Here is a 20314-nt window from a genome sequence, read left to right on the forward strand (position 1 = left end):
GCAATCAGGCGTAGTTTGCACGATGGCTGGCAAAAAATTCCGGGTTCCCGTGGTTGTCTACATCGCCGGTCCGATCGGCTTCACGCTCATTGAGTCCGTCGCACAGGCATCCGATTTCCTGTTTGACCATTGGCCTGGACACGACAGCCTGGCTTGGTCGGACGCAATGAAGTGCTGCACCGAAGATGCTGCTGCCGATGACGCGAGTGTCGCATTCCTCAGCGCGCTTAAGGATGCGGGGATCAGCTACGACCGCACGGTTGAGATTTACTGAGCTTGCGACAAGCGACTGCGCGGTTTTTAGCCACGTGCGCTGGCCGGATTGCGATCCACCATTCCAAATCTCAGCGAGCACTTTTGCTTAGCGAGACTACCATACCTGCATACGGAGAGTTCGAATGGCGATGAAGCCGAATTATCGATACGAGCGGAGTCAACGAGACAGGGCCAAGGCGGCCAAGAAAGAAGCCAAGCTTGCGGGGAAAGCTGCAAAGGAGAAACCTTCATCCGTAGAAAAGAAGGAAGCGCAGATGCCCGCTGCTGATGAAAGCTAAGGCATGGCGATGACAGAGCGCGAGACAGACAACTTCGAAATCGACGTAGAATGTCCCCGTTGCCATCATCAGGGAAAGACGCTCGTCGGCTGGATTCGTACTCACACCCAGATGGAATGCTCGAACTGCGGCGACATCATTGACATTGAAAGCAAGAACTTCAGGTGGCATGAACAGCGCTAAGGAAAGCCCTATGACGCCTTCCGAACCTCGGTCGCCGCGCCTTGCCGTTCTGATCGATGCCGACAATGCCTCGGCCAAGATTGCCGACGGGCTGTTCGAGGAGATCGCCAAGATTGGCGAGGCCAGCGTGCGTCGCATCTATGGCGATTTTTCCAGCTCGCGCTCGAAAGCGTGGGCAGACGTCCTTTCGAAGCACGCCATCATACCCCAGCAGCAGTTCGCCTACACGACAGGCAAGAACGCCTCGGACATCACGCTCGTCATCGACGCGATGGATCTGCTGCATAGCGGCCGGTTCGACGGTTTCTGCCTGGTTTCCTCCGACAGCGATTTCACCCGGCTCGCGGCCCGCATCCGCGAGCAGGGCATCGACGTGTTCGGCTTCGGGGAGCAGAAGACACCGGAGAGTTTCCGCCAGGCTTGCCGGCGATTTGTCTATACCGAGAACCTGCTGCCGTCCGCGCCCGCGAACGAACCTGAGGCAGTATCGAGCATGAAGCCATTGCAGCCGCCTTCAGCTGCTGTGCCGATCATCCGGAAGATCATCGCGCAGATGGAAAGCGAGGATGGCTGGGTTCCGCTCGGTTCGGTTGGCACGCAGCTTGCCAATCTGGCTTCCGACTTCGATCCGCGCACCTTTGGTTTTCGCAAGCTGAGCGATCTCGTTCGCAAGACGAACGCATTCGAAATCGACCGTCCCGAGGGCGGAGCGTTACGCATCAGAATCAAACCGGAGGCAGCGCGAAGGGGCGGGCGGAAGACCTAATCGGTACGGTGCACGTTACGGAGTCCCTTGCAGGTTTGGCTATCTATCGACCGCCTAGCTTTTCCATGTCCTCCCGGTCCTGTTCCGTGCGCAGTTGGTCGAGCAGATCGATCAAGGCTTTGCTTCGGGTGAGCCAGGTCCGCGGGCCATGAACGTCTCGATGTCAACCTCGGAAGGTTGACCGCCCGAGGCCCGGTTTGGCTCATGCCTCACGAAAATCTCGTCGCGCTCGCCGACCCCGACTAGCCAGCGGTCGCCGCTCGAGCTTGTGTAGAATGCCCGGGACGGGTTGGACATTAGAACGTCCTTTGGCCTGTCTGCCAACGACCTGACGAAGACGGTCGTCTTCCGTTTACTGCCCGACCAGAATACCAGCCTGGCGCGCCGCCAAAGCGAACGCCCGCCGAACGCTCGATATGGGCTTTTTGTCCGCGCTGGCATCGTGGCAGGCCTGGAGCGGGGCGCGATGTGACGGCCCACGCTTGCCCCGCCACTTCCGAAGCAGAAATGACGAGCATTCATAGACGTCGGTGATGACCGTCTCGGGGTCTTGGGTGCTGGCGCCCGAACCGTCACCGGCTGAATGAATTTGGGATTTTGCATTGCTGTCGATAGGGCATTGCCACACGGATAGCGAGGCAATTCCATATCTCGCTCGGAATTCCCAGCCGAGCTCTTGGTGTTCGCGACCTTCTCCTCTTCGATCGACGAAACCCTACGCTTGATCTTGTTTGCGCAGACGGCATGCCGTCTTGGCGCTCGCAGAGAAGGAAACTTCCTCATCTCGCGCACGTTCACGGCGGAGCGACAGTGGAGGCGATGGCGCGCCTTCCGCGATGCGAGCCGCAAACGTCGCGCAGATGGAAGTTGGAAGAACCCCTTGCTAACGGAGAGCCGTCCATACACGGCCGCCACGAACCCGAGCGGAGCGACCCATTGGCAGGCCTGCAGATACCAAGAGGTATCGAAGAGCCTGCCTTTCCAGCGCAGCCACCAGCTCGCCGCCACCATCGCAAGCATTAGTAGACCGATCCCGACCATTATGCGGAAGGCAAAGAACGGAATGGCCACCGGTGGCCTCTGGTCGCGCGGCCATTCCTTCAGGCCTCGGATCTCGCCATTGAGATCGTGGATTAGGACCAGACTGCCAAGCAGGGGCACCTCGACCGTATAACGGTTCGCTTCGTTCCGTTCATCGGGTAGAGCGAACAGCACTAGCGGCACGCGCCGTCCGGTTTCCCAATGCGCCTCGATAGCGGCCAGCTTCGTCGGCTGGTGTTCGAGCGTGTTCAGCCCGTGCTCGTCGCCGAGCAGGATCTGCAGCGGAACCAGGACCGTCAGCAGCCACAGGGTCATCGACAGCATGCGCGATCCCTCGGGCACCGAGCGGCCTCGCCGGACCAGCCAGGCCGCCACCCCTACGACGACGAAGGCTGTGGTGACATAGAAGCCGACCACCGTATGGCCGAAGCGGTACGGGAAGGAGGGATTGAAGACGATCGCGAACCAGTCCTTCGGATAGAAGCGGCCGTCGACCAGTTCGTAACCAACCGGCGTCTGCATCCAGCTGTTGGCGGAAAGTATCCAGAAAGATGACAGCAGCGTGCCGAAAGCCACCATCAGCGCCGCCACGAAGTGCGCCCAGCGCGGAACCAGATTCCGGCCGAACAGCAACACTCCGAGAAACGCGGCCTCAAGGAAGAAGGCGGTCAACCCTTCGTAGGCGAAAAGAGGCGACAAGACATTTGCCGTGGCATCGGAATAACGGCTCCAGTTGGTGCCGAACTGGAATGGCATGACGATGCCCGAGACGACGCCTATGCCGAAGGCGACGGAAAAAATCTTGATCCAAAATCCCGAAATGCGGAAGTAGATCTCCTGTCCGGTGAAGAAATGCATGCCTTCCAGGAGGGCGATATAGGACGCGAGGCTAACGGTGAAGGCTGGCAGCAGGATGTGCCAGCCGATGACCCATACGAACTGAAGCCGGGAAAGGAGCAGGGGATCGAGTTCCATCGATGGCCTTGCGTGTGCTCGGCCCCGTTAGGGAGGGACCACGTGGGGACGATAGCACGGCGACTATGGGGAACAAGTCCGAAAGCCAAGCGGCAACGCGGCTTTCAGCACATTGGGGACGAACCGAGCGCCTGATCGATGCTCGCTTGTGCCACCATCGTGGCTGTGCAGTCATTGGGTCGTTCCGAGTAATTTGACTCCCATAGTGAAATCAGGGGAACAGGGCACGTATATCGGTTCGTAGCGTGGGAAGAAGTTCGTTCTCGAACCACGGATTCTGTTTCAGCCACCTATTGTTGTGCCATGACGGGTGCGGCAGTGGTAATCGGAGCAATGAGGGATCGGCTCGATAAATCTGGCGCCAGGCTCGTACAGTCTCGTTAACGCCTTTTCCGGCAAATGTTGACCCAAAGTGCCATCGATGCGCATATCCGCCGACAACTAGCAGCAATGCCAAGGTCGGCAGGCGTGCAAACAGCTTTCCCCGCCAGACCTCCGCGCACTCCCGGCGGGGCGGCAAATCGCCCCCAGTGGGGCTTAGGCCAGGAAAGCAGAAGCTCATGGGCACAATCGCAACCATGGAGGGGTTGTAGAATTCCTCCTCATTCATTCCCAGCCATTGCCTAAGCCTCACTCCCGAAGGATCGTCGAACGGTCGCCCGCTTTCATGCGCGCGGATTCCGGGAGCTTGGCTGGCTATGCAAATGCGTGCCCCCTCTGATGCTTGAAGGATCGGTCGTGGCTCGTGGTCTAGCGGCAAGCCATAACTAGGCTGGTCACGGCAGATCCTGCAGGCGCGAATGGTGCTCACAAGCGTCGAGAACGGTTCCGGCTCATCCGCTATCGTATTGGATCTGTCGGATTTGTTCTTTCCTTGCATCTTTCGCTACCAGAGATGAGTGCTGCGAAAGATTATGCCATTCATCGGATGGTCTCCTAATATTCTTGAGGGCAGATCGTAAGTGTAGCTGGCTTGTTGCTCTCATCTGCTTCAGCACGGCTAGCGCGATCTGTCTTTTTTCTGTTTCGCTGGTCTGCGATCCACGTTCTTGGTGCTATTTCCCAGCGGGCGGCGGGAGCCGGATAGAAGATTTTCCGTCGCCGGCGCGTAACGCGGGGGGAGTGGGCCTGGCGTGTTGGGTGTGACCCAAGCCCTTCAGATGGTCGATGGCGTGCCCGCTCTAGAGCAGATAGTCGGTTATGATGCGGCGGTCGCACAGCCACCAGACGGTCTCCAAGCGTATCAAGGCCGGGCGACGGGCGCGGCCGAAAACGGAACAGTTCTTTGAAGGCGATGATAAATTCGGGCGCCCGGAACTCCGGACGCGCCAGAAGGAGTTGAAAATTTCATCGACGTTTCAGCCGCCGTCCACCCAGAGCGGGCAATGCCACTGTTGCGACAGGCAGCCGGTCGATGTTGCAGGGTGGATTGGCACGCGACCGGGGAAGGATCGGACGTCGATCAGTGGGTCGACCTGCGCCGCGCCCAGCATGTCGAGAAATTCCTCGAGCTGAGTGCGGAGTGGCCGATGGTTTGAATCGGGCAGGCATCAGCCGATCTTTGTCAGTGCACTTTCCTTGTGCGCGGCGACGTGATCGGTCTTGTCGCTCAGGATTTCATATTGCGGGTCGTTCTTCGACGCATGGCGACGATGCCCCTTGTAGTCGAAGTCCTGGTGATGGACCTTGATGATCTTGCCGCTGACCCGGCCGGCTTCTGAATTCCAGCTGACATGGTCGCCAATAGAATATTTCGTCATGATCTTCTCTTCTCCAATCATGTGAGGCGCCGCTCCAAATGTCAGGGCGTCTTTACGAAAGCTAGACGAACATCATGATGACAACCGCCCCGATGACTATCAGGACAAGCCCACCGATCAACATGGGCAGCAGGCTGTTGTCCGGATCGATACCAGACTCAATCTCCCCCATCGCCTGCTCGTCGTTCTTTTTCGGCTCAGCCATGGCTTGTCTCCATCGGCGTAATCAGTGTGGGTCGAAGCTCCGCAACATTATTTGCCATTGCGTGCTGCCTCAGTACGGGTGGGCGGTGTCGGGCCGCCGGGGAAGTCCTTGAGTGGCAGGTTGATGTCGGCAAGCGTGTAGCGGTCGAGGACGCTCTGGAAGGAGGCTATCGCTTCGCCGAACATGCTTGAAAGCTTGCAGCAGCCGGTGAGCACGCATTGGTTTCCGGTGGTAAAGCACTCCACAACAGCGAAATCCGGTTCGGTCAGCCGTATGACGTCGCCGATCCGGATCATCTCGGGGCGGAGCCCCAGAGCGAGGCCGCCGGAGCGGCCGCGTACCGCCTTCAGGTAGCCGCCGCGCGTCAGGGTATTGGCGACTTTGTTGAGATGCGTCTTCGACACCTTGAAGGTGCGGGCGGTTTCCTCGATCGTGATCAGGCGATCGCCGGCCGAGGCCGCGTACATCAACATCCTCAAGGCGAAGTCCGAGAAGTTGGTCAGCCTCATCGGCGGTTGCTCCTTGGATTGACTTGTCTTTATGGGAAGCACTCATTTGCCAATTCTGGGTCATAAGTCGTTCTCAGCGATCGGTTCGATGCCAATCGTTGTCTCGCCCCGGCTGAAGGCGACGGCCAGGCGAAAACTGTGGGCAATACGCAGGGCTCGATTCATGAATAGCGCCGCAACGTCAGGCGGACAGATGTGGCGCACCGTGGCGCGAAACAGCTTCAGCCAACGCCGGAAATGCGCCTCGCCGAGGCCTACGATCGCGAGATGTGGCGGCAAGGGCCGTCCTTCGTAGCGGGCCGTCCGCAGCAATGTCGCGGACCAGAAGTCACACATTTTTGCCAGATGACCCGGCCACTCGCCAGGCTGTATCCTCTCATGGAAGATAGGGCTTAGAAGCTCATCGCGGCGAATTTCATCATAAAAGCCGTGGACCACATCCCGGATCATGGTCTCATCCAGCACATCCGACAGCGGGACGCCATCGACGATGATCGTTCTGTTGCTCCGACTGTTTCCGCCCATTTGCGCGTTACCGTCTTCCTCAAGGCCAATTTCAGCATTGTCTCCAGGACCCCGGCTTCGAGAGTTTCTTGCGAGTGCTTGCCGACCGCCGGCGCGAAGCTGCTTCGCGCGCACCGAAAACCCGCAAGCAAGCAGCCACGTCTTGCAAGATCGATGAGTTTGCTCACGGGGTCCTGATGGTCGACACAGCATTCCAACAAAAACATATATTGTCAATATATGTTTTAACGCGACCGCTAGTGAAAACGAGGTGCCATTAGCGGACCTTCTGGTGAACCCCACCCTTCGGTCGGCAGGATTTATCCTGAATGACGTGCTTGCGCCCCCTGCAATGCGTCGTCAAAGCGCGGGCAGGTTGGACATTCCGCATGGCGCACCATCGCGAAGGAAGACGCTAACGTGTTGGGCAGACAAGGGGGAATCGATACTCCACCCGGCGCCGACGGCGTGCTTCCGCGACAAATTGAGCCTAGGCATTGTTGAACTGCGTCGGCGTGACAATGCCTAGGCCTGCTCTGCAGGGGCTCGAATTGGTGGAAAGGGCCGGAAACGGGTCAGTGCCGAGTGTCGCCATCACCTCATTGGCTGACTGTGCCCCTCGCAGTCCCTCTCGAGTCCGAGGCGCCCGAAGCACCCGGCACGCCTGTGAGAGAACCGGGAGAAAAGTGGAAACGGCGGAGCACGGCCAGAGCAACGTATAGACGATGTCGACGGGCTCGTCGTCTGGCCCCTGGAAATCGACGGGCGGAGCCAGTCGCGTGAAAGACGCGACAGGCGAAGAGATCGTGTCGAACAAGACGTGTGGGACCGCGACGCCACGACCGATGCCGGTCGAGCCAAGGCATTCGCTGCGCCAAAGACCACGGAGAACCAACTGCTCGTCGAGTCCTGATCTCCGTGCAATCCTGACAGCTATTCTCGACAAGGCCGAATGCTTTCCCTTTGTCGCGAGGTCAAGCGAAATGTCTTCTTCCGACAAGATGTATGGGATCATCACTGTCGCCTCTAAGCGATCTCGAACAGGGGCTCGGCCAAACAGCCAACCCAAGGCATGTTCAATCTGTACTGGAAACCTGACTATCCCCGGACGCAAAGCCAGGGCCTTTTCGCGTCCGGGCTAGAGGCCTGCTTTGAGACGCTGCGGGTCCTCGCCGGAAGGTTACAGTCATAATATGCATAGCAACTAAAACGTAATGACGGCTTTTTCGAAATCAAGCGGCGCGACGCCGGCGGTCGCCTTGGGGCCTATTCGGTGTATTGCAAGGACGTTCCCCCAAATCAACCATGGCGCGTCCTCGACTCGGTTTCGCGACCCCATCGCCATGATTTGGAGTCTTGGCGATGCGCATTCCAGAGGTTTCGCTATCGAATGCGTGAAGAGAATTGCCTGACTGCGGACCGGATTCCAAACGTAACCAAACAGCGCAAAAATAATGCACTGAAATGCTAGTTAATTTCGTTTGACGAACATAGCCATCTTCTCCTTGCTGGGCGAGCCCGAACGGGCCGTGTCAGCGCGACAGGGATCGGATTTCAAGCCTTCCAATTTTTCGGCTGCCGCGCGGCTTCTTATCCAACCAAGGAGTTACCGTGATGAAAAAGCTTGCCCTCGCAGTTGTCGTGACAATGGCCAGTTCGCTTTGTGCCATGGCGGCGAGCGATGTCACCAAATCTCCGCCACCCGCTCCTTACGAACAGGTCAGCAAACTCGTGAAATTGCCCGACTTCCTTCCGGGCATGGGCGCGCTCTTCGTCGATCCGGCGACATTGCCTGCGGGTCCGTTCCTTGCCTATGACCACGGCGGCAAGCTTGTCAGCACCATCTACATGCTGCCGATCAAGGATCTCAATCCGGACAAACGTTTTGACAACCTCGCGGCGCCGGGCGGCAATGTCGACCATGTCGACGTTTACTACAATGCCGGGCACCCGGGCGTTCCGGAACCGCATGTCCACGTCGTGCTGTGGCATGTCCCGGCCGCCGACGAAGCGCGGGTCGCCAAATGATGCTCACGCGTCGTCAGGTGCTGGGCGGGGGCGGCGGGCTCGTCGCCGCCCTTTCCCTCTCTTCCCAGGTCGCGTGGGCCGACGACGTGGTGGAAATCAGGATGCAAGGGCGCGACGACGGCTCACAGGTCTGGTTCGACCCGATAGGCATTCTGATCAAGCCAGGGCAGACTGTCCGCTGGACAAATCTCAATTCCGGCAATTCGCACACGACAACTGCCTACAGTCCGGCCAACTCCGATCGGCCGCGCCGCATCCCCAAGACGGCAAGACCTTGGGATTCCGGCTACCTCCTGCCCAACGAGAGCTTTTCGGTTACCCTCACCGAACAGGGGACCTATGACTACTACTGCGTCCCGCATGAGCACGCCGGGATGGTCGGCCGCATCATCGTCGGCGCGCCTGAGGCGCATGACTGGAGTGAAATGGTCGGCGCGGATGGCGATTTGCCGGAGGCGGCCCTCAGGGCATTTCCGAACGTCGAAGACATCATGACACAAGGAATCATCCGGCGTGGTTAGATCATGCCCACGAAAAAAGCCTGACTGAACAGGAGGACTGAGTACGACGATCAGACTGGGGGCGCGGCTTCCTTGGCTATCGTCAGTGACGGCAGGGGGCGGCTTCATGACGGACAAGGTGTATCCATGCGAAAACAAATCGCAGTCTCAACTAGAACGAGACGGGCGCTCCCAGTTGCCGGCCGCTTCCCTCGATGCCTTAACCGCAATCGAACGACGCGAGCATACGGCCTATCGGCTTGCCGCGTTGGGCGAGATGACGAGCGGCATCGCCCACGATTTCAGAAACCTGCTGGCGGTCATCGAATCCGGGCTGAGGCTCGCGGAAAAAAGAGCCGACGAGCCCGAACGTGTGCGTGCCTTCATTGCGATGGCGCGGGAAGGGATCGATCGCGGGATCGATTTGACCTCGCAACTGCTCGCTTTCGCAAAGCACCGGGAACTCGAAGCACATGCTGGCGACCTGAATGAATTCCTCAGGTCCTTCGAGCCGTTGCTGAGGTACGGCGCCGGACCCGACATACGCGTCCGGCTTGAACTTTCCTCCGATATTCCGGATTGCCTGATCGATCCCGCGCTATTCGACACCGCGGTGCTCAATCTCATCGTCAACGCGCGGGACGCCATGCCCGACGGTGGCGAGATCGGGATCGTAACCGAGCCATTGGTGCAGGAGACCGCGACGCCTGACCCGCCGGGACCAGGAACCTTCGTTTGTGTTCGCGTCAAGGACCAAGGCTGCGGCATGACCGCGGAAGTCCTGCGAAAGGCGTTCGATCCGTTCTTCACCACCAAAGGCGAGAAGGGCACCGGCATAGGGCTGTCACAGGTGCAGGCATTGATACGGATGGTTGGCGGCCATGTCCGCATTGCAAGCGAACCGGGGCTTGGGACGACAGTCGACCTGCTGTTCCCTTCGATCCAACCGGAAGCCGAGGTCTCATCAAAAGTACCTATGGCTTGATGTCGCCGTCCGCAACAGCATGCAGTCCCGCCAAGGCAGGGCCTACCGCACTCTCGTCCGCACTTGCGGATTGCACTGCGTAAACCGGATAGGAGAACTGCGGCATTTCAGGCACAAGATGAAGCCGACCGGCCTCTATGTGGGGTTGCACTGAGCTCATTCTGAAATATCCGGAGCCGCCCGTCGCAAGAACATAGCTCAGTGCGAGCGGTCCCAAATCGAAAGAAAGATCCGGCGCAGCACTCGGGAAATTCATCCCGTGGTGGAGTCCAAAATCCGGCCCCCAATCCATATAAACATAATCGGATTCGTCCAGGACGCGCGCTTCGGAATTTGTAGTTACGAGGACGAGTTTTTCGTCGATAAGCAGATCGATCTTCAAACCCGGTCTGTGGGGCGGCGCGTACATGATTGCCAAGTCGACCAGTCCCGACGCGACCTGGTTGATCAAATCCTGCGGCACGTCGACGTGTACTCTAAGCGCAATATCCTGAAGCGAGCGGCGCATCCATCGGACCCAATCGAGCAGAAGAGGTTGCGCAAGGCTGACTTCGCTGCCGACCGTGAGAACAGCTCGGCGGCCCGGCGGCACGGCAACCTGATGAAGGGTGCGCTGCCATAGCTGGACGAACATCGGCGCGTGACGCAGGAACTGTTCGCCGGCAGGGGTGAGCGAAGCTCCACCCTTGTGCCGGACGAAGAGCGCGCGGCCGAGCTGTTGCTCAAGGTTGCGGATACGCGCGCTCACCGTCGTTTGAGCCACGTTCAGGCGTTCAGCGGCCCGAATGAAACTCCCGGTCGAAACGATCTCGATAAAGGTACGGGCGAGTTCAATGTCCATATCGCGGATAGCATAAAAATTGCGCTTAAATGTCAATGAATTTCGTTTGCCACATAACGAGCGCGAACATTAGGCTTCACGAAATCCACTGAGGCTTAGCGCTGGATGCTGCGCAGCGCCGGGTTGGTGCGGGCGCGAGCCCTCTCCAACCTCACCCACCGTTTTGCCTGCAGCGTCCAGGAGAAATCATGTCGACAAAAGAGAAAAGCGACCGGGGCGATGTAGGACGTCGTGACTTTCTGAAACTGTTCGGCGCGGCCGGGGCGGCCGCAGGCACCCTGCCGTTTAGCGGATCCGCATCGGCGGACGAAACCATGGCTGCGGCCTCCGATACGAAACATCATCACGTGACCGCCGCCACTGACCCTCATGCTGGAGGGCCTGGCTATGAATTCTTCAACGTGAACGAGTCCGCCTTCATCGAAGCGGCGGTCGATACACTCATTCCAAGCGACGCAACCGGTCCCGGCGCCAAGGAACTTGGCGTAGCGACCTACATCGACCGGCAGATGGCCGGCGGATACGGCAAGGGCGACCGGCTGTACCTTGAAGGGCCGTTCGGCGAGGGCACGCCGGAGCAAGGCTATCAACTGCCGATGACGCCGTCGGAATTGATTCGGGCCGGCATCGCCGATGTCAGCGCCTATGTGCAGAAGGAGCGCAAGAGCACCTTCGACGGCTTGTCGGCAAAAGACCGTGCCGCAGTGATGGCCGACCTCGACAGCAAGAAGGTCGAGCTTCCGACAGTGCCGACGGCGACCTTCTTTGGGCTCCTGCTGCAGCTCACGATCGAGGGTTATTTCGCGGACCCGATGTATGGCGGGAACAAAGGCGCGGCTGCCTGGAAGATGATCGGCTTCCCCGGCGCGGACGCCATGTACGCGGACAAGATCGAGCCGTTCCGGAACAAACCCTACAAGGCTGAGCCGAAGGGCATCCAGGACCTCATTTGACCGGCGGAAGAAGAAGGAGACTTTGACATGGCCACCAAACTGAACGCTGTCGATGTCCTGATTGTCGGCCTTGGATGGACAGGCGGCATCATCGCTAAGGAGCTTGCGTCCACCAAGCTGAAGATCGTCGCCCTCGAGCGGGGAGGCCCGCGCGACACCAATCCGGACTTCATCGACCCGGAAATCCATGACGAATTGCGCTACGCCGCCCGTCACGACCTCATGCAGAATGTGCGGCGGGAAACCATCACGTTCCGCAACAACGGATCGCAAACGGCGCTGCCGATGCGTCAACTTGGCTCGTTCCTGCCCGGCCAGGGCGTTGGTGGCGCGGGCGTGCACTGGAACGGCGTGACCTGGCGCTGGCTCGAGTGGGACCATCAGCCGCGCACCCGGACCGTCGACAAGTACGGCGAAAAGATCATCCCGTCGGACATGCACCTGCAGGACTGGCCGATCACCTATGACGATCTCGAGCCCTATTACGACAAGTTTGAAAAGACCTGCGGCACCTCCGGCAAGGCCGGCAATATCAATGGCCGAAAGATCGACGGCGGCAACATCTTCGAGGGATCGCGAAAGGAAGAGTACCCCAATCCTCCGATGATTGCCGCGCAGAGCATGGTGATGTTCGAGAAGGCTACCCGCAACCTCGGCTACCACCCTTTCCCCAACCCGTCGTCGAACGCGTCAAGGGACTATGTCAATCCCGATGGCGTGGCCTTCGGCCAATGTCACTATTGTGGTTTTTGCGAACGTTTCGGTTGCGAGGCCAATGCCAAGGCGAGCCCGCACTTCACCGTCATTCCGCTGGCGCTGAAGAACCCGAATTTCGAACTGCGCACAAATTCGATCGTGCTGAAGGTCAATCTCGACTCGACCCGCAAGAAGGCGGTCAGCGTCAGCTACCTCGATGCACGAGGCCGCGAGTTCGAACAGCCTGCCGACCTCATCGTCCTGTCGGCCTATGCGCTCGGCAACGTCAGTCTGCTGCTGCAGTCGAGGATCGGTGTGCCCTACGACCCCGCAACGGGCAAGGGCGTGGTCGGCCGGAACTATGCCTATCAGTGCGGTGGCGGGGCTACCGCCTTCTTCGACAAGAAAACTATCCTCAATCGCTACATGGGCGCCGGCGCGCTCGGCACCTGCATGGATGATTTCAACGGCGACAACTACGATTTCGTGAAAGCCGGCTACATCGGCGGCGGCGGCATCAGCTGCAGCAACTCGGGCGCCCGGCCCATCCAGTCGCATCCAACGCCCCACGGCACGCCGCGGTGGGGCTCCGACTGGAAGAAAGCAGTGGTCGACAATTATGACCACGCGGCCAGTGTCGGCAATCAGGGCGCGGTGATGGCCTACCGCCAAAACTATCTGAGCCTTGATCCGACCTATACGGACGTTTTTGGGCGTCCCCTCATGAGGATGACATTCGACTTCCAGGACAACGAGATAAAACAGATGAACGCTCAGGCCGACATCTGCGTGACCATCGCAAAGGAGATGGGCGCCACCAGGGTCGATCGAAGCGTGCCGCTGATACCCTACTCGATCGTGCCATATCAGAGCACTCACAACACAGGCGGAGCGGTTTTCGGCGCCGACCCAAGCACCAGCGTACTGAACAAGTATCTTCAGGTCTGGGATGTTCCGAACGTGTTCGTCACCGGCGCTTGCGTGTTTCCACAGAACGCCGGGAAGAACCCGACCGGGCCAGTAGGCGCTCTGGCGTACTGGGCAGCGGACGCGATCAAGCATCAGTACCTCAAGAATCCCGGCCCCCTGGTTGACGCCTGATACAAGCCTGCCGGATCCGCAGGCCGGATCCGGCAGGCTTGGCCGTGCATCGTACCCGGATCTTTTCCACAGGCAGACTTGGCGGAATCCAATCCGTCGCTCATTGAAGGCAGCAAAAATGAAACCGACCGTGCCTGCACTAGCAATCGCGATTCTTACTGTAATCAGTTCGGCGCAGGCGCAGAATCCATCTCCCGGCGACGCCGGGGCCGGCGCCGTCGTCTTCAAGAGGTGCATGGCCTGCCACCAAGTCGGTCCTGACGCAAAGAACGGAGTAGGACCTGTCCTGAATGGGGTCGTCGGCCGCCCGGCCGGTACGTATCCGGGCTACAGCTATTCCGCGGCGAACAAGAATTCGGGTCTGACCTGGGACGAGCCGACGCTGACGACCTATCTGCGCGCGCCGCGCAAACTGGTGCCAGGCACAAAGATGACATTCGCCGGTCTCAGCAAGGACCAGGAGATCGCCGATGTGATCGCCTATCTGAAACAGTTCAACGCCGAAGGACAGAAGGTCGCCCCCTGAGTCAGAGGGCGACCTGTTCCCGGCTTTGCAAAGCACAATCTTATGAAGTTCGTCCTGCATCGGGGTCTGGGGTATTCCACGGTTCATCAGATCGGTGACTATCTGCGCAGCCATGGAACCGGCCATCACTGGATCGAGCGATATCGCGGCGACATCTTCGTGTTCGTCTCGGATCAAGCCGACGAGGCAATCCTTAGAAAAGAATTCTCCGGCGTTCTCGATGCTGTTGACGACACGGAGACGGAAGGGACACGACGTCGATGAGCGAAAAAAACTTCAGCGACAGAGTAAAATTGAAGCGGGCATATGAGAGCCCTGTTGCTGACGATGGCACGCGGGTGTTGATAGACCGACTTTGGCCGCGTGGGGTCAAGAAGACCGAGGCCGCCATCGACTATTGGATGAAAGAACTCGCGCCAAGCACCGAGCTTCGGAAATGGTTCGGACACGATCCAGCCCGCTGGGAGGAATTCCGCCGGCGATATGCGGCGGAAATCCGTGAGCATCGCGATGAACTCGATCGGCTGCGCGACCTGAACCGAGCGGGCCCCGTCACACTCGTCTACTCGGCTCATGACGAGGCCCACAACGATGCCGTCGTCCTCAGAGAGATTCTGCTGAGACATCGATAGAAACGTCAGGTCGCTCCTGTTCACAGGCATGTGCGATCAAGACACCGAGAACAAATCCATCGGAAACCAAACCAGTGAAAACCCATCCAATCATCGTTGGGCGCATTCGCCTTAAGGAGAATGGCAATGAAATTCTTTGTCGATACCGCCGATATATCTGAAATTCGCGAGCTCGCTGCCGCTGGCGTCCTCGATGGGGTGACCACAAACCCGTCCCTTATCGCTAAGACCGGCCGACCGATCAGAGATGTGATCGAGGAGATTTGCCAGACGATCGAGGGCCCGGTTTCAGCGGAGGTCACGGCGATACACTTCGATGACATGATCGCCGAGGGAGAGCGTTTGGCCAGCATCGCGCCAAATGTGGCGGTCAAGGTGCCCTCGACCTGGGATGGATTCAGGGCTTGCCGTGCGCTCAGTCAGCTCGGGCACAAGGCCAATGTCACACTGTGCTTTTCGGCCGACCAGGCCCTGCTCGCAGCCAAAGCAGGCGCGACCTTTATTTCGCCGTTCGTCGGCAGGCTCGACGATCTCGGTCTGGACGGCATGGAGGTGATCCGGGAAATCCGCGCGATCTACGACAACGACAAATCCTTGAGGACGGAAATCCTCGCGTCCTCAATTCGCACCCCGCTCCATGTCAAACAGGCGGCGATTGCAGGCGCCGATATCGCCACTGTGCCACCCGCAGTGCTCAGAAACCTCGCCAAACACCCGCTCACGGACAAGGGCCTCGAATCCTTTCTCGCCGACTGGGGCAAGACGGGGCAAACGATCCTATAGCTGTCAGCCTTGGGATCGCTGGGCCAACATAAAAGTTGCACGCAATTGCCGATTAAATTCGTTTGCGTGCCACCAAAAATGGCAGGAAACTCGCGCCTGAGCGTTGCTCAATCTCGCGACAGTGACCAGGCGGGGCGCTTGGCGCGAGCGGTGCGACGAGGGCAAATCCAGCCAGGCACGATGCGATCCGAGGCTGCGCAGGTGGAAGATTTGCCGCTTCTCGGCCGTGTGCGAGCGATTACGACATCGGATCGCCAATGGAGAAAAACGTGGCTGAAGGCGCTACCAAGCTAGCCGGACCGGATCTGGTCCAAGGCATCGCGTTGTCCGACCTTCCCGATGGCGGAAAACTTGTCGGCCATAGCAGCGGAGAACAGGTATTACTCGTGCGCCGAGGGACCGAAGTCTTCGCCACCTCTGCGACATGCACGCATTACGGCGGGCCGCTGGCGGAAGGTCTCCTGGTGGCGGACACCGTCCGGTGTCCGTGGCATCACGCGTGCTTCGATCTGCGAACTGGCGAAGCGCTGCGCGCTCCCGCCTTCAATCCATTAGCCTGCTGGGCCGTCGAGCATCGGGATGGCCGGATATTCGTCGGCGAGAAGCTGAAACGGGCGGCTCGGAAACCGCGCTCCAGAAGCTCCGGCCAGGTGCCTGACAAAATGGTAATCATAGGCGGCGGCGCGACGGGGTTCGCAGCGGCCGAAATGTTGCGGCGGGAACAGTTCCAGGGCAGCATCGTCATGGTCAGCGACGATTGCGCGCCGCCAGTCGACCGGCCGAACCTCTCCAAGGACTACCTCGCCGGAAAAGCCCCGGAGGACTGGATCCCGCTCCGCGGGGAGAAGTTCTATGCGAAGAACAACATCGACCTGCGGCTCAACACGAAGGCCGACCGCATCGACCTTCGTTCCTTGGAGGTTGTCCTCGCAGACGGAAGCAGGACTCCGTACGACAGGCTGCTGCTTGCGACCGGCGCGGAACCTGTCCGCCTAACCGTCCCAGGGGCCGACCGACCGCACGTCCATACGTTGCGCTCGTTCGCGGACAGCAAGGCGATCATCGCACGCGCCGCCGCCGCGCGCCGCGTGGCCGTGCTTGGCGCCAGCTTCATCGGGCTCGAGGTTGCCGCTTCTTTGCGTGCGCGCGACATCGACGTCCATGTCGTGGCACCGGAGAAGCGGCCCATGGAGCGTGTCCTGGGCCCACAGATGGGCGACTTCATTCGCGCCCTGCATGAAGAGCATGGCACCGTATTCCATCTGGAGGAAACCGCAACCAGCATCGACGGCGGGAAGGTGCACCTTAGCGGCGGCAGTACCTTGGCGGCCGATTTCGTGGTCGTCGGCATTGGCGTGCGGCCGCGCATCGGGCTCGCCGAAGCGGCAGGGCTGGCCGTTGACCGCGGCGTCGCCGTCGACGCCTTTCTGGAGACGAGCCAGCCGGGGATCTTCGCGGCCGGCGACATAGCGCGATGGCCCGATCCCCACAGCGGCGAGAACATCCGGGTCGAGCACTGGGTGGTTGCTCAGAGGCAGGGGCAGACCGCCGCGCTCAACATGCTCGGCCATCGCGAGAAGTTCGTCGCCGTCCCGTTCTTCTGGAGCCAGCATTACGACGTCCCGATCAACTATGTCGGACATGCCGAGAGATGGGACGAGATCGTCGTCGAGGGCGATGTCGCCGCCAGGGACTGCCTGCTGCGGTTCAGGAGCAAAGGACGCACGCTGGCTGCCGCCTCGATTTTCCGGGATATCGAAAGCCTTGAAGCCGAGGTCGCGATGGAGCGGCAAATGGCAACAGAAGACGCTCGCGGGTAGCTGGGAGCACAACCAGGATGAACGGGTGTTTCATCGTGACCGAAAGGAGTTCGACCTATGTCCACACTGCCGCAGGAACTTGACGCAGTCGCCGGTTTGCCCACACCTGCGCCCGCTCAGCACTGTTCAAAGATCGTCGAGTTCGCCGAGGAGATTGCCAAGGAAGAGTCCGACGAGATGCCGACCTCGGTTGAAATCTTCGCGGATGGCAGCCGTTGGTACTGCCGGGTGCGTCGCGGCAATGAAAAGACCCGGCCGATGGGTCCCTATACCAAACAACAGGCCCAGCGGATCCAGGAAGTCCGGAGAGCGTTAATCGCCAAAAGAGGTACCGCCCGGATCGTGTTCGAGTAGGGTGGTGTCTTTACGATCACGGCCAGCCGGAGCCCTTCCCTGATCGTTCTTCATAAGATTTTGGAGCGTTGCCGGGGAGGCCTCCGGCGTTGCCGAGGTCACGTGTCCAGGCAGGATGCCTGCTGACGTTTGGAGATACTTCGCGCCGAGCTATAGGGGACATGCTGGCGGGGCGGTCTTATATGGCGCGGCTCTGGCCGAGCAGATCCGATTGAGAAGCCGCCCGATGATAGCGCTATTCGCCTTCCGTGGCGATCAACATCCAATTCCGTTTCTTTGACAGGGTTTCACAGGCGAACGTCCATGTATCGATCATCTCGACGATCTGCCGTGGATCGCCGGCGACGACCGCATCATCGGCGGAGCGTGTGACGCTGACCACGTCGGAATCGTACCGGACAACGATCTCAGCGACGCCATCCTCCTCGAGGGCGTCGACGACCTTCGCTTCACGCGTGCCAATGAAGGTGAGTTGCAACGTCTCCTCACGGTTCCGACGTTCGGCGATCTCCCGCTCAAACGCATCAAGCACTTCAGCCTCGACGAGGCGTTTCAACGTCGGGATGTCGCCGTCCGCATAGGCCCGCAAGATAGCTTCATAGGCGCTCTTGGCGCCGGATAGGAATGCGGGGAGGTCGAAGTTCGCGTCGATCTCTCGAAGCGCATCCAGGGGCGTGTCCACAGAGGGCGCAGGTTCCATACTGCCGTTCGGCCGCGTCGACGCATCGTCCCGCTTGGCCCTCTCCTCGATCCAACGCGACAGAAGCTGGCTCCAACTGCCCAGCATTGCCCACCAAAACGCGAAGATCGCAACGAGCAGAATCTGGCTGGTCGGGTCTGTGGTCTCGTTCATGACATTCACTAGACAGTTTGTCGAAGCATCCAGCGAGCCGGTTGCTCAACGGATGCGGGGCAGCTGTTCCCATTGATGGAAGGGCGGCGGCGACGGCAGCTGCCATTCAAGCGTGGTCGCCCCTTCGCCCCACGGGTTGGCGCTGGCCGGGCGCTTGCGGCTGAAGGCTTCCGCGACCGCGATGAAGAAGATAATCAGTCCGGCCGTCGAGATGTAGGATCCGATCGACGCCACGAAATTCCACCCGGCGAAAGCGTCGGGATAGTCGGCGTAGCGTCGCGGCATGCCCGCCATGCCGAGGAAATGCTGCGGGAAGAAGACGAGATTCACACCTATGAACATCGTCCAGAAATGCAGTTTTCCCAGGGCCTCGCTGTACATGTAACCGGTCATCTTCGGGAACCAGTAGTAGAAGCCTGCGAAGATGGCGAACACCGCGCCCAAAGAAAGCACGTAGTGGAAGTGGGCGATCACGAAATAGGTGTCGTGCAACGAGCGGTCGATGCCGGGGCTGGCGACCATGATCCCGGTGACGCCGCCGATGGTGAAGAGCAGGACGAAGCCGGTCGCCCAGAACATCGGCGTCTTGAACTCGATCGACCCGCCCCACATCGTGGCCAGCCACGAAAACACCTTCACGCCCGTCGGAACGGCGATGACCATCGAGGCGAAGGCGAAGTAGCGCTGGCTGTCGAGGGAGATGCCGGTCGTATACATGTGATGCGCCCAGACGAGGAAGCCGATCGTGCCGATCGCCACCATCGCATAAGCCATGCCGATGTAGCCGAAGATCGGCTTCTTGGCGAAGGTCGAGATGACGTGGCTGATGATGCCGAAGCCGGGGAGGATCATGATGTAGACCTCCGGATGGCCGAAGAACCAGAACAGGTGCTGGAAGAGGATCGGGTCGCCGCCGCCGTCGGGGACGAAGAAGGTCGTGCCGAAGTTGCGGTCGGTGAGCAGCATCGTGATCGCGCCGGCCAGCACTGGCAGCGACATCAATAGCATGAAGGCGGTCACCAGCATTGCCCAGGCAAAGAGCGGCATCTTGTGCATCGTCATTCCCGGCGCGCGCATGTTGAAGATGGTCGTGATGAAGTTGATCGCGCCGAGGATCGACGATGCCCCCGCAAGGTGGATCGAGAGGATGACGAGGTCGACCGCGGGGCCCGGTTGTCCCGAGGTCGAGAGCGGCGGGTAGAGCGTCCATCCGCCGCCATGGCCCAGCGTGCCTGGCGCTCCCGGCACGAACATCGAGGTGACGAAGAGGATAAACGCAGCCGCGAGCAGCCAGAACGAGATGTTGTTCATGCGCGGGAAGGCCATGTCGGGCGCGCCGATCATGATCGGCACCATCCAGTTGCCGAAGCCGCCGATCAGCGTAGGCATGAGGACGAAGAAGATCATGACAAGGCCGTGGGAACTGACGACGACATTGTAGGCCATCGGATCGCTGAACATCTGTAGACCGGGCTCCTGGAGCTCCATCCGGATCAGCACTGAAAGCGCGGTGCCGAAAATCCCCGCCATGATCGAGAACAGCAGATAGAGCGTCCCGATATCCTTGTGGTTGGTCGAGTACAGCCACCTGACAAGAAACCGGGGCTTGTGTCCGTCGAAGGATGCCGCTGGGTTCGACATGGTGCTCTACCTGCCTTTCATTCAGGCATGCAGGATGGTTGTCGCGATCGACGATGTTCAGCCGCCGTCGCGATCGGGAAACCAAGCGCTGTCTGCTTCGTGCT

Annotated in this window: 25 protein-coding genes; 14 read left to right on the plus strand and 11 right to left on the minus strand. The window is 59.8% G+C overall.

The window, feature by feature from the left end:
* Positions 1-22: 22 nt before the first annotated feature.
* Positions 23-274: a DUF982 domain-containing protein gene (locus ABID26_RS20220; protein WP_354416136.1), complete on the plus strand. Its 252-nt coding sequence runs from the start codon at positions 23-25 to the stop codon at positions 272-274.
* 124 nt (positions 275-398) lie between these two features.
* On the plus strand, positions 399-554 hold the full coding sequence (locus ABID26_RS20225; protein ID WP_189350210.1) for a hypothetical protein: 156 nt from the start codon (positions 399-401) through the stop codon (positions 552-554).
* On the opposite strand, the gene ABID26_RS20230 is transcribed toward ABID26_RS20225, so the two are convergent.
* Entirely contained in the window at positions 504-875 is a 372-nt protein-coding gene (locus tag ABID26_RS20230) for a hypothetical protein (protein WP_245460403.1), read from the minus strand. The genes ABID26_RS20225 and ABID26_RS20230 overlap by 51 nt on opposite strands.
* Between ABID26_RS20230 and ABID26_RS20235 the strand changes: the two genes are divergently transcribed.
* Positions 829-1503: an NYN domain-containing protein gene (locus tag ABID26_RS20235; protein WP_245460326.1), complete on the plus strand. Its 675-nt coding sequence runs from the start codon at positions 829-831 to the stop codon at positions 1501-1503. The genes ABID26_RS20230 and ABID26_RS20235 overlap by 47 nt on opposite strands.
* Positions 1504-1614: 111 nt before the next feature.
* Here ABID26_RS20235 and ABID26_RS37085 read toward each other — a convergent pair whose 3' ends face one another.
* The 7 genes from ABID26_RS37085 to ABID26_RS20275 all read right to left on the minus strand — a co-directional run bounded on the left by ABID26_RS37085 (position 1615) and on the right by ABID26_RS20275 (position 7512).
* Positions 1615-3519, minus strand: a complete 1905-nt coding sequence (locus tag ABID26_RS37085; protein WP_435528590.1) for a cytochrome ubiquinol oxidase subunit I — start codon at positions 3517-3519, stop codon at positions 1615-1617.
* A gap of 211 nt (positions 3520-3730) precedes the next feature.
* Positions 3731-4399 (minus strand): uracil-DNA glycosylase family protein, encoded by a 669-nt coding sequence (locus ABID26_RS20250; protein ID WP_292341694.1) that lies wholly within the window; start codon positions 4397-4399, stop codon positions 3731-3733.
* Positions 4400-5069: 670 nt separating this feature from the next.
* The gene (locus ABID26_RS20255; protein ID WP_126098385.1) at positions 5070-5279 is read right to left on the minus strand and encodes a hypervirulence associated TUDOR domain-containing protein; all 210 of its coding nucleotides are present in this window, start codon (positions 5277-5279) and stop codon (positions 5070-5072) included.
* Between the two features lie 61 nt (positions 5280-5340).
* Positions 5341-5484: a hypothetical protein gene (locus tag ABID26_RS20260; RefSeq protein ID WP_189521461.1), complete on the minus strand. Its 144-nt coding sequence runs from the start codon at positions 5482-5484 to the stop codon at positions 5341-5343.
* A gap of 47 nt (positions 5485-5531) precedes the next feature.
* On the minus strand, positions 5532-5993 hold the full coding sequence (locus tag ABID26_RS20265) for an RrF2 family transcriptional regulator (RefSeq protein ID WP_126098386.1): 462 nt from the start codon (positions 5991-5993) through the stop codon (positions 5532-5534).
* Positions 5994-6053: 60 nt separating this feature from the next.
* Positions 6054-6518, minus strand: coding sequence for a group III truncated hemoglobin (locus ABID26_RS20270; protein ID WP_354416139.1), 465 nt, complete (start codon positions 6516-6518; stop codon positions 6054-6056).
* A 469-nt stretch (positions 6519-6987) separates the two neighbouring features.
* Complete coding sequence (locus ABID26_RS20275) at positions 6988-7512, minus strand: PTS sugar transporter subunit IIA (protein WP_354416140.1); 525 nt, start codon at positions 7510-7512, stop codon at positions 6988-6990.
* 599 nt (positions 7513-8111) lie between these two features.
* On the opposite strand from ABID26_RS20275, the gene ABID26_RS20280 reads away from it, so the two are divergent.
* From ABID26_RS20280 to ABID26_RS20290, 3 genes are all read left to right on the plus strand, one after another.
* Positions 8112-8525 carry a DUF5602 domain-containing protein gene (locus tag ABID26_RS20280; protein ID WP_292299256.1) on the plus strand — a complete coding sequence of 138 codons (414 nt, stop codon included), beginning with the start codon at positions 8112-8114 and terminating at the stop codon, positions 8523-8525.
* Positions 8522-9046: a plastocyanin/azurin family copper-binding protein gene (locus ABID26_RS20285; protein WP_354416142.1), complete on the plus strand. Its 525-nt coding sequence runs from the start codon at positions 8522-8524 to the stop codon at positions 9044-9046. The genes ABID26_RS20280 and ABID26_RS20285 overlap by 4 nt, the downstream gene beginning before the upstream one ends.
* A 106-nt stretch (positions 9047-9152) precedes the next feature.
* Positions 9153-10010, plus strand: coding sequence for a two-component system sensor histidine kinase NtrB (locus ABID26_RS20290; protein ID WP_126098391.1), 858 nt, complete (start codon positions 9153-9155; stop codon positions 10008-10010).
* Here the strand turns inward: ABID26_RS20290 and ABID26_RS20295 are convergent.
* Positions 10000-10887 carry a LysR family transcriptional regulator gene (locus ABID26_RS20295; protein ID WP_245460230.1) on the minus strand — a complete coding sequence of 296 codons (888 nt, stop codon included), beginning with the start codon at positions 10885-10887 and terminating at the stop codon, positions 10000-10002. The two genes, ABID26_RS20290 and ABID26_RS20295, sit on opposite strands and share 11 nt — an antisense overlap.
* Positions 10888-11039: 152 nt before the next feature.
* On the opposite strand from ABID26_RS20295, the gene ABID26_RS20300 reads away from it, so the two are divergent.
* The 8 genes from ABID26_RS20300 (at position 11040) to ABID26_RS20335 (ending at position 17716) form a co-directional block, all read left to right on the plus strand.
* Positions 11040-11804 carry a gluconate 2-dehydrogenase subunit 3 family protein gene (locus tag ABID26_RS20300; RefSeq protein WP_354416145.1) on the plus strand — a complete coding sequence of 255 codons (765 nt, stop codon included), beginning with the start codon at positions 11040-11042 and terminating at the stop codon, positions 11802-11804.
* Between the two features lie 195 nt (positions 11805-11999).
* Positions 12000-13601 (plus strand): GMC family oxidoreductase, encoded by a 1602-nt coding sequence (locus tag ABID26_RS20305; protein ID WP_354416147.1) that lies wholly within the window; start codon positions 12000-12002, stop codon positions 13599-13601.
* Between the two features lie 118 nt (positions 13602-13719).
* On the plus strand, positions 13720-14127 hold the full coding sequence (locus ABID26_RS20310) for a c-type cytochrome (protein WP_126098394.1): 408 nt from the start codon (positions 13720-13722) through the stop codon (positions 14125-14127).
* Between the two features lie 42 nt (positions 14128-14169).
* Positions 14170-14391, plus strand: a complete 222-nt coding sequence (locus ABID26_RS20315; protein WP_126098395.1) for a hypothetical protein — start codon at positions 14170-14172, stop codon at positions 14389-14391.
* Positions 14388-14759 carry a DUF488 domain-containing protein gene (locus ABID26_RS20320; RefSeq protein WP_126098396.1) on the plus strand — a complete coding sequence of 124 codons (372 nt, stop codon included), beginning with the start codon at positions 14388-14390 and terminating at the stop codon, positions 14757-14759. The genes ABID26_RS20315 and ABID26_RS20320 overlap by 4 nt, the downstream gene beginning before the upstream one ends.
* A 126-nt stretch (positions 14760-14885) precedes the next feature.
* Positions 14886-15542, plus strand: a complete 657-nt coding sequence (gene fsa, locus ABID26_RS20325; protein WP_126098397.1) for a fructose-6-phosphate aldolase — start codon at positions 14886-14888, stop codon at positions 15540-15542.
* A gap of 257 nt (positions 15543-15799) precedes the next feature.
* Positions 15800-17362, plus strand: coding sequence for an FAD-dependent oxidoreductase (locus ABID26_RS20330; protein WP_354416150.1), 1563 nt, complete (start codon positions 15800-15802; stop codon positions 17360-17362).
* 57 nt (positions 17363-17419) lie between these two features.
* Positions 17420-17716, plus strand: a complete 297-nt coding sequence (locus tag ABID26_RS20335; protein WP_126098399.1) for a hypothetical protein — start codon at positions 17420-17422, stop codon at positions 17714-17716.
* Between the two features lie 235 nt (positions 17717-17951).
* Here ABID26_RS20335 and ABID26_RS20340 read toward each other — a convergent pair whose 3' ends face one another.
* Both ABID26_RS20340 and ctaD read right to left on the minus strand, forming a co-directional pair.
* Positions 17952-18569 (minus strand): Tim44/TimA family putative adaptor protein, encoded by a 618-nt coding sequence (locus tag ABID26_RS20340; protein WP_292299126.1) that lies wholly within the window; start codon positions 18567-18569, stop codon positions 17952-17954.
* A 45-nt stretch (positions 18570-18614) separates the two neighbouring features.
* Positions 18615-20210 (minus strand): cytochrome c oxidase subunit I, encoded by a 1596-nt coding sequence (ctaD, locus tag ABID26_RS20345; RefSeq protein ID WP_354416152.1) that lies wholly within the window; start codon positions 20208-20210, stop codon positions 18615-18617.
* Positions 20211-20314 lie beyond the last annotated feature (104 nt).

This window comes from Mesorhizobium shonense, from assembly GCF_040545255.1.
GTDB lineage: Bacteria > Pseudomonadota > Alphaproteobacteria > Rhizobiales > Rhizobiaceae > Mesorhizobium > Mesorhizobium shonense.

Bases quoted from the DNA above. Each gene is read 5' to 3' on its own strand.
- ABID26_RS20265 (WP_126098386.1), bottom strand. From the start codon at position 5,993: ATGAGGCTGACCAACTTCTCGGACTTCGCCTTGAGGATGTTGATGTAC.
- ABID26_RS20300 (WP_354416145.1), top strand. From the start codon at position 11,040: ATGTCGACAAAAGAGAAAAGCGACCGGGGCGATGTAGGACGTCGTGAC.
- ABID26_RS20250 (WP_292341694.1), bottom strand. From the start codon at position 4,399: ATGCAAGGAAAGAACAAATCCGACAGATCCAATACGATAGCGGATGAG.
- ABID26_RS20315 (WP_126098395.1), top strand. From the start codon at position 14,170: ATGAAGTTCGTCCTGCATCGGGGTCTGGGGTATTCCACGGTTCATCAG.
- ABID26_RS20340 (WP_292299126.1), bottom strand. From the start codon at position 18,569: ATGAACGAGACCACAGACCCGACCAGCCAGATTCTGCTCGTTGCGATC.
- ABID26_RS20260 (WP_189521461.1), bottom strand. From the start codon at position 5,484: ATGGCTGAGCCGAAAAAGAACGACGAGCAGGCGATGGGGGAGATTGAG.
- ABID26_RS20330 (WP_354416150.1), top strand. From the start codon at position 15,800: ATGGAGAAAAACGTGGCTGAAGGCGCTACCAAGCTAGCCGGACCGGAT.
- ABID26_RS20335 (WP_126098399.1), top strand. From the start codon at position 17,420: ATGTCCACACTGCCGCAGGAACTTGACGCAGTCGCCGGTTTGCCCACA.
- ABID26_RS20230 (WP_245460403.1), bottom strand. From the start codon at position 875: ATGCGACGCACGCTGGCCTCGCCAATCTTGGCGATCTCCTCGAACAGC.
- ABID26_RS20225 (WP_189350210.1), top strand. From the start codon at position 399: ATGGCGATGAAGCCGAATTATCGATACGAGCGGAGTCAACGAGACAGG.
- ABID26_RS37085 (WP_435528590.1), bottom strand. From the start codon at position 3,519: ATGGAACTCGATCCCCTGCTCCTTTCCCGGCTTCAGTTCGTATGGGTC.
- ABID26_RS20285 (WP_354416142.1), top strand. From the start codon at position 8,522: ATGATGCTCACGCGTCGTCAGGTGCTGGGCGGGGGCGGCGGGCTCGTC.
- ABID26_RS20270 (WP_354416139.1), bottom strand. From the start codon at position 6,518: ATGGGCGGAAACAGTCGGAGCAACAGAACGATCATCGTCGATGGCGTC.
- fsa (WP_126098397.1), top strand. From the start codon at position 14,886: ATGAAATTCTTTGTCGATACCGCCGATATATCTGAAATTCGCGAGCTC.
- ABID26_RS20320 (WP_126098396.1), top strand. From the start codon at position 14,388: ATGAGCGAAAAAAACTTCAGCGACAGAGTAAAATTGAAGCGGGCATAT.
- ABID26_RS20220 (WP_354416136.1), top strand. From the start codon at position 23: ATGGCTGGCAAAAAATTCCGGGTTCCCGTGGTTGTCTACATCGCCGGT.
- ABID26_RS20255 (WP_126098385.1), bottom strand. From the start codon at position 5,279: ATGACGAAATATTCTATTGGCGACCATGTCAGCTGGAATTCAGAAGCC.
- ABID26_RS20290 (WP_126098391.1), top strand. From the start codon at position 9,153: ATGACGGACAAGGTGTATCCATGCGAAAACAAATCGCAGTCTCAACTA.
- ctaD (WP_354416152.1), bottom strand. From the start codon at position 20,210: ATGTCGAACCCAGCGGCATCCTTCGACGGACACAAGCCCCGGTTTCTT.
- ABID26_RS20310 (WP_126098394.1), top strand. From the start codon at position 13,720: ATGAAACCGACCGTGCCTGCACTAGCAATCGCGATTCTTACTGTAATC.
- ABID26_RS20280 (WP_292299256.1), top strand. From the start codon at position 8,112: ATGAAAAAGCTTGCCCTCGCAGTTGTCGTGACAATGGCCAGTTCGCTT.
- ABID26_RS20275 (WP_354416140.1), bottom strand. From the start codon at position 7,512: ATGATCCCATACATCTTGTCGGAAGAAGACATTTCGCTTGACCTCGCG.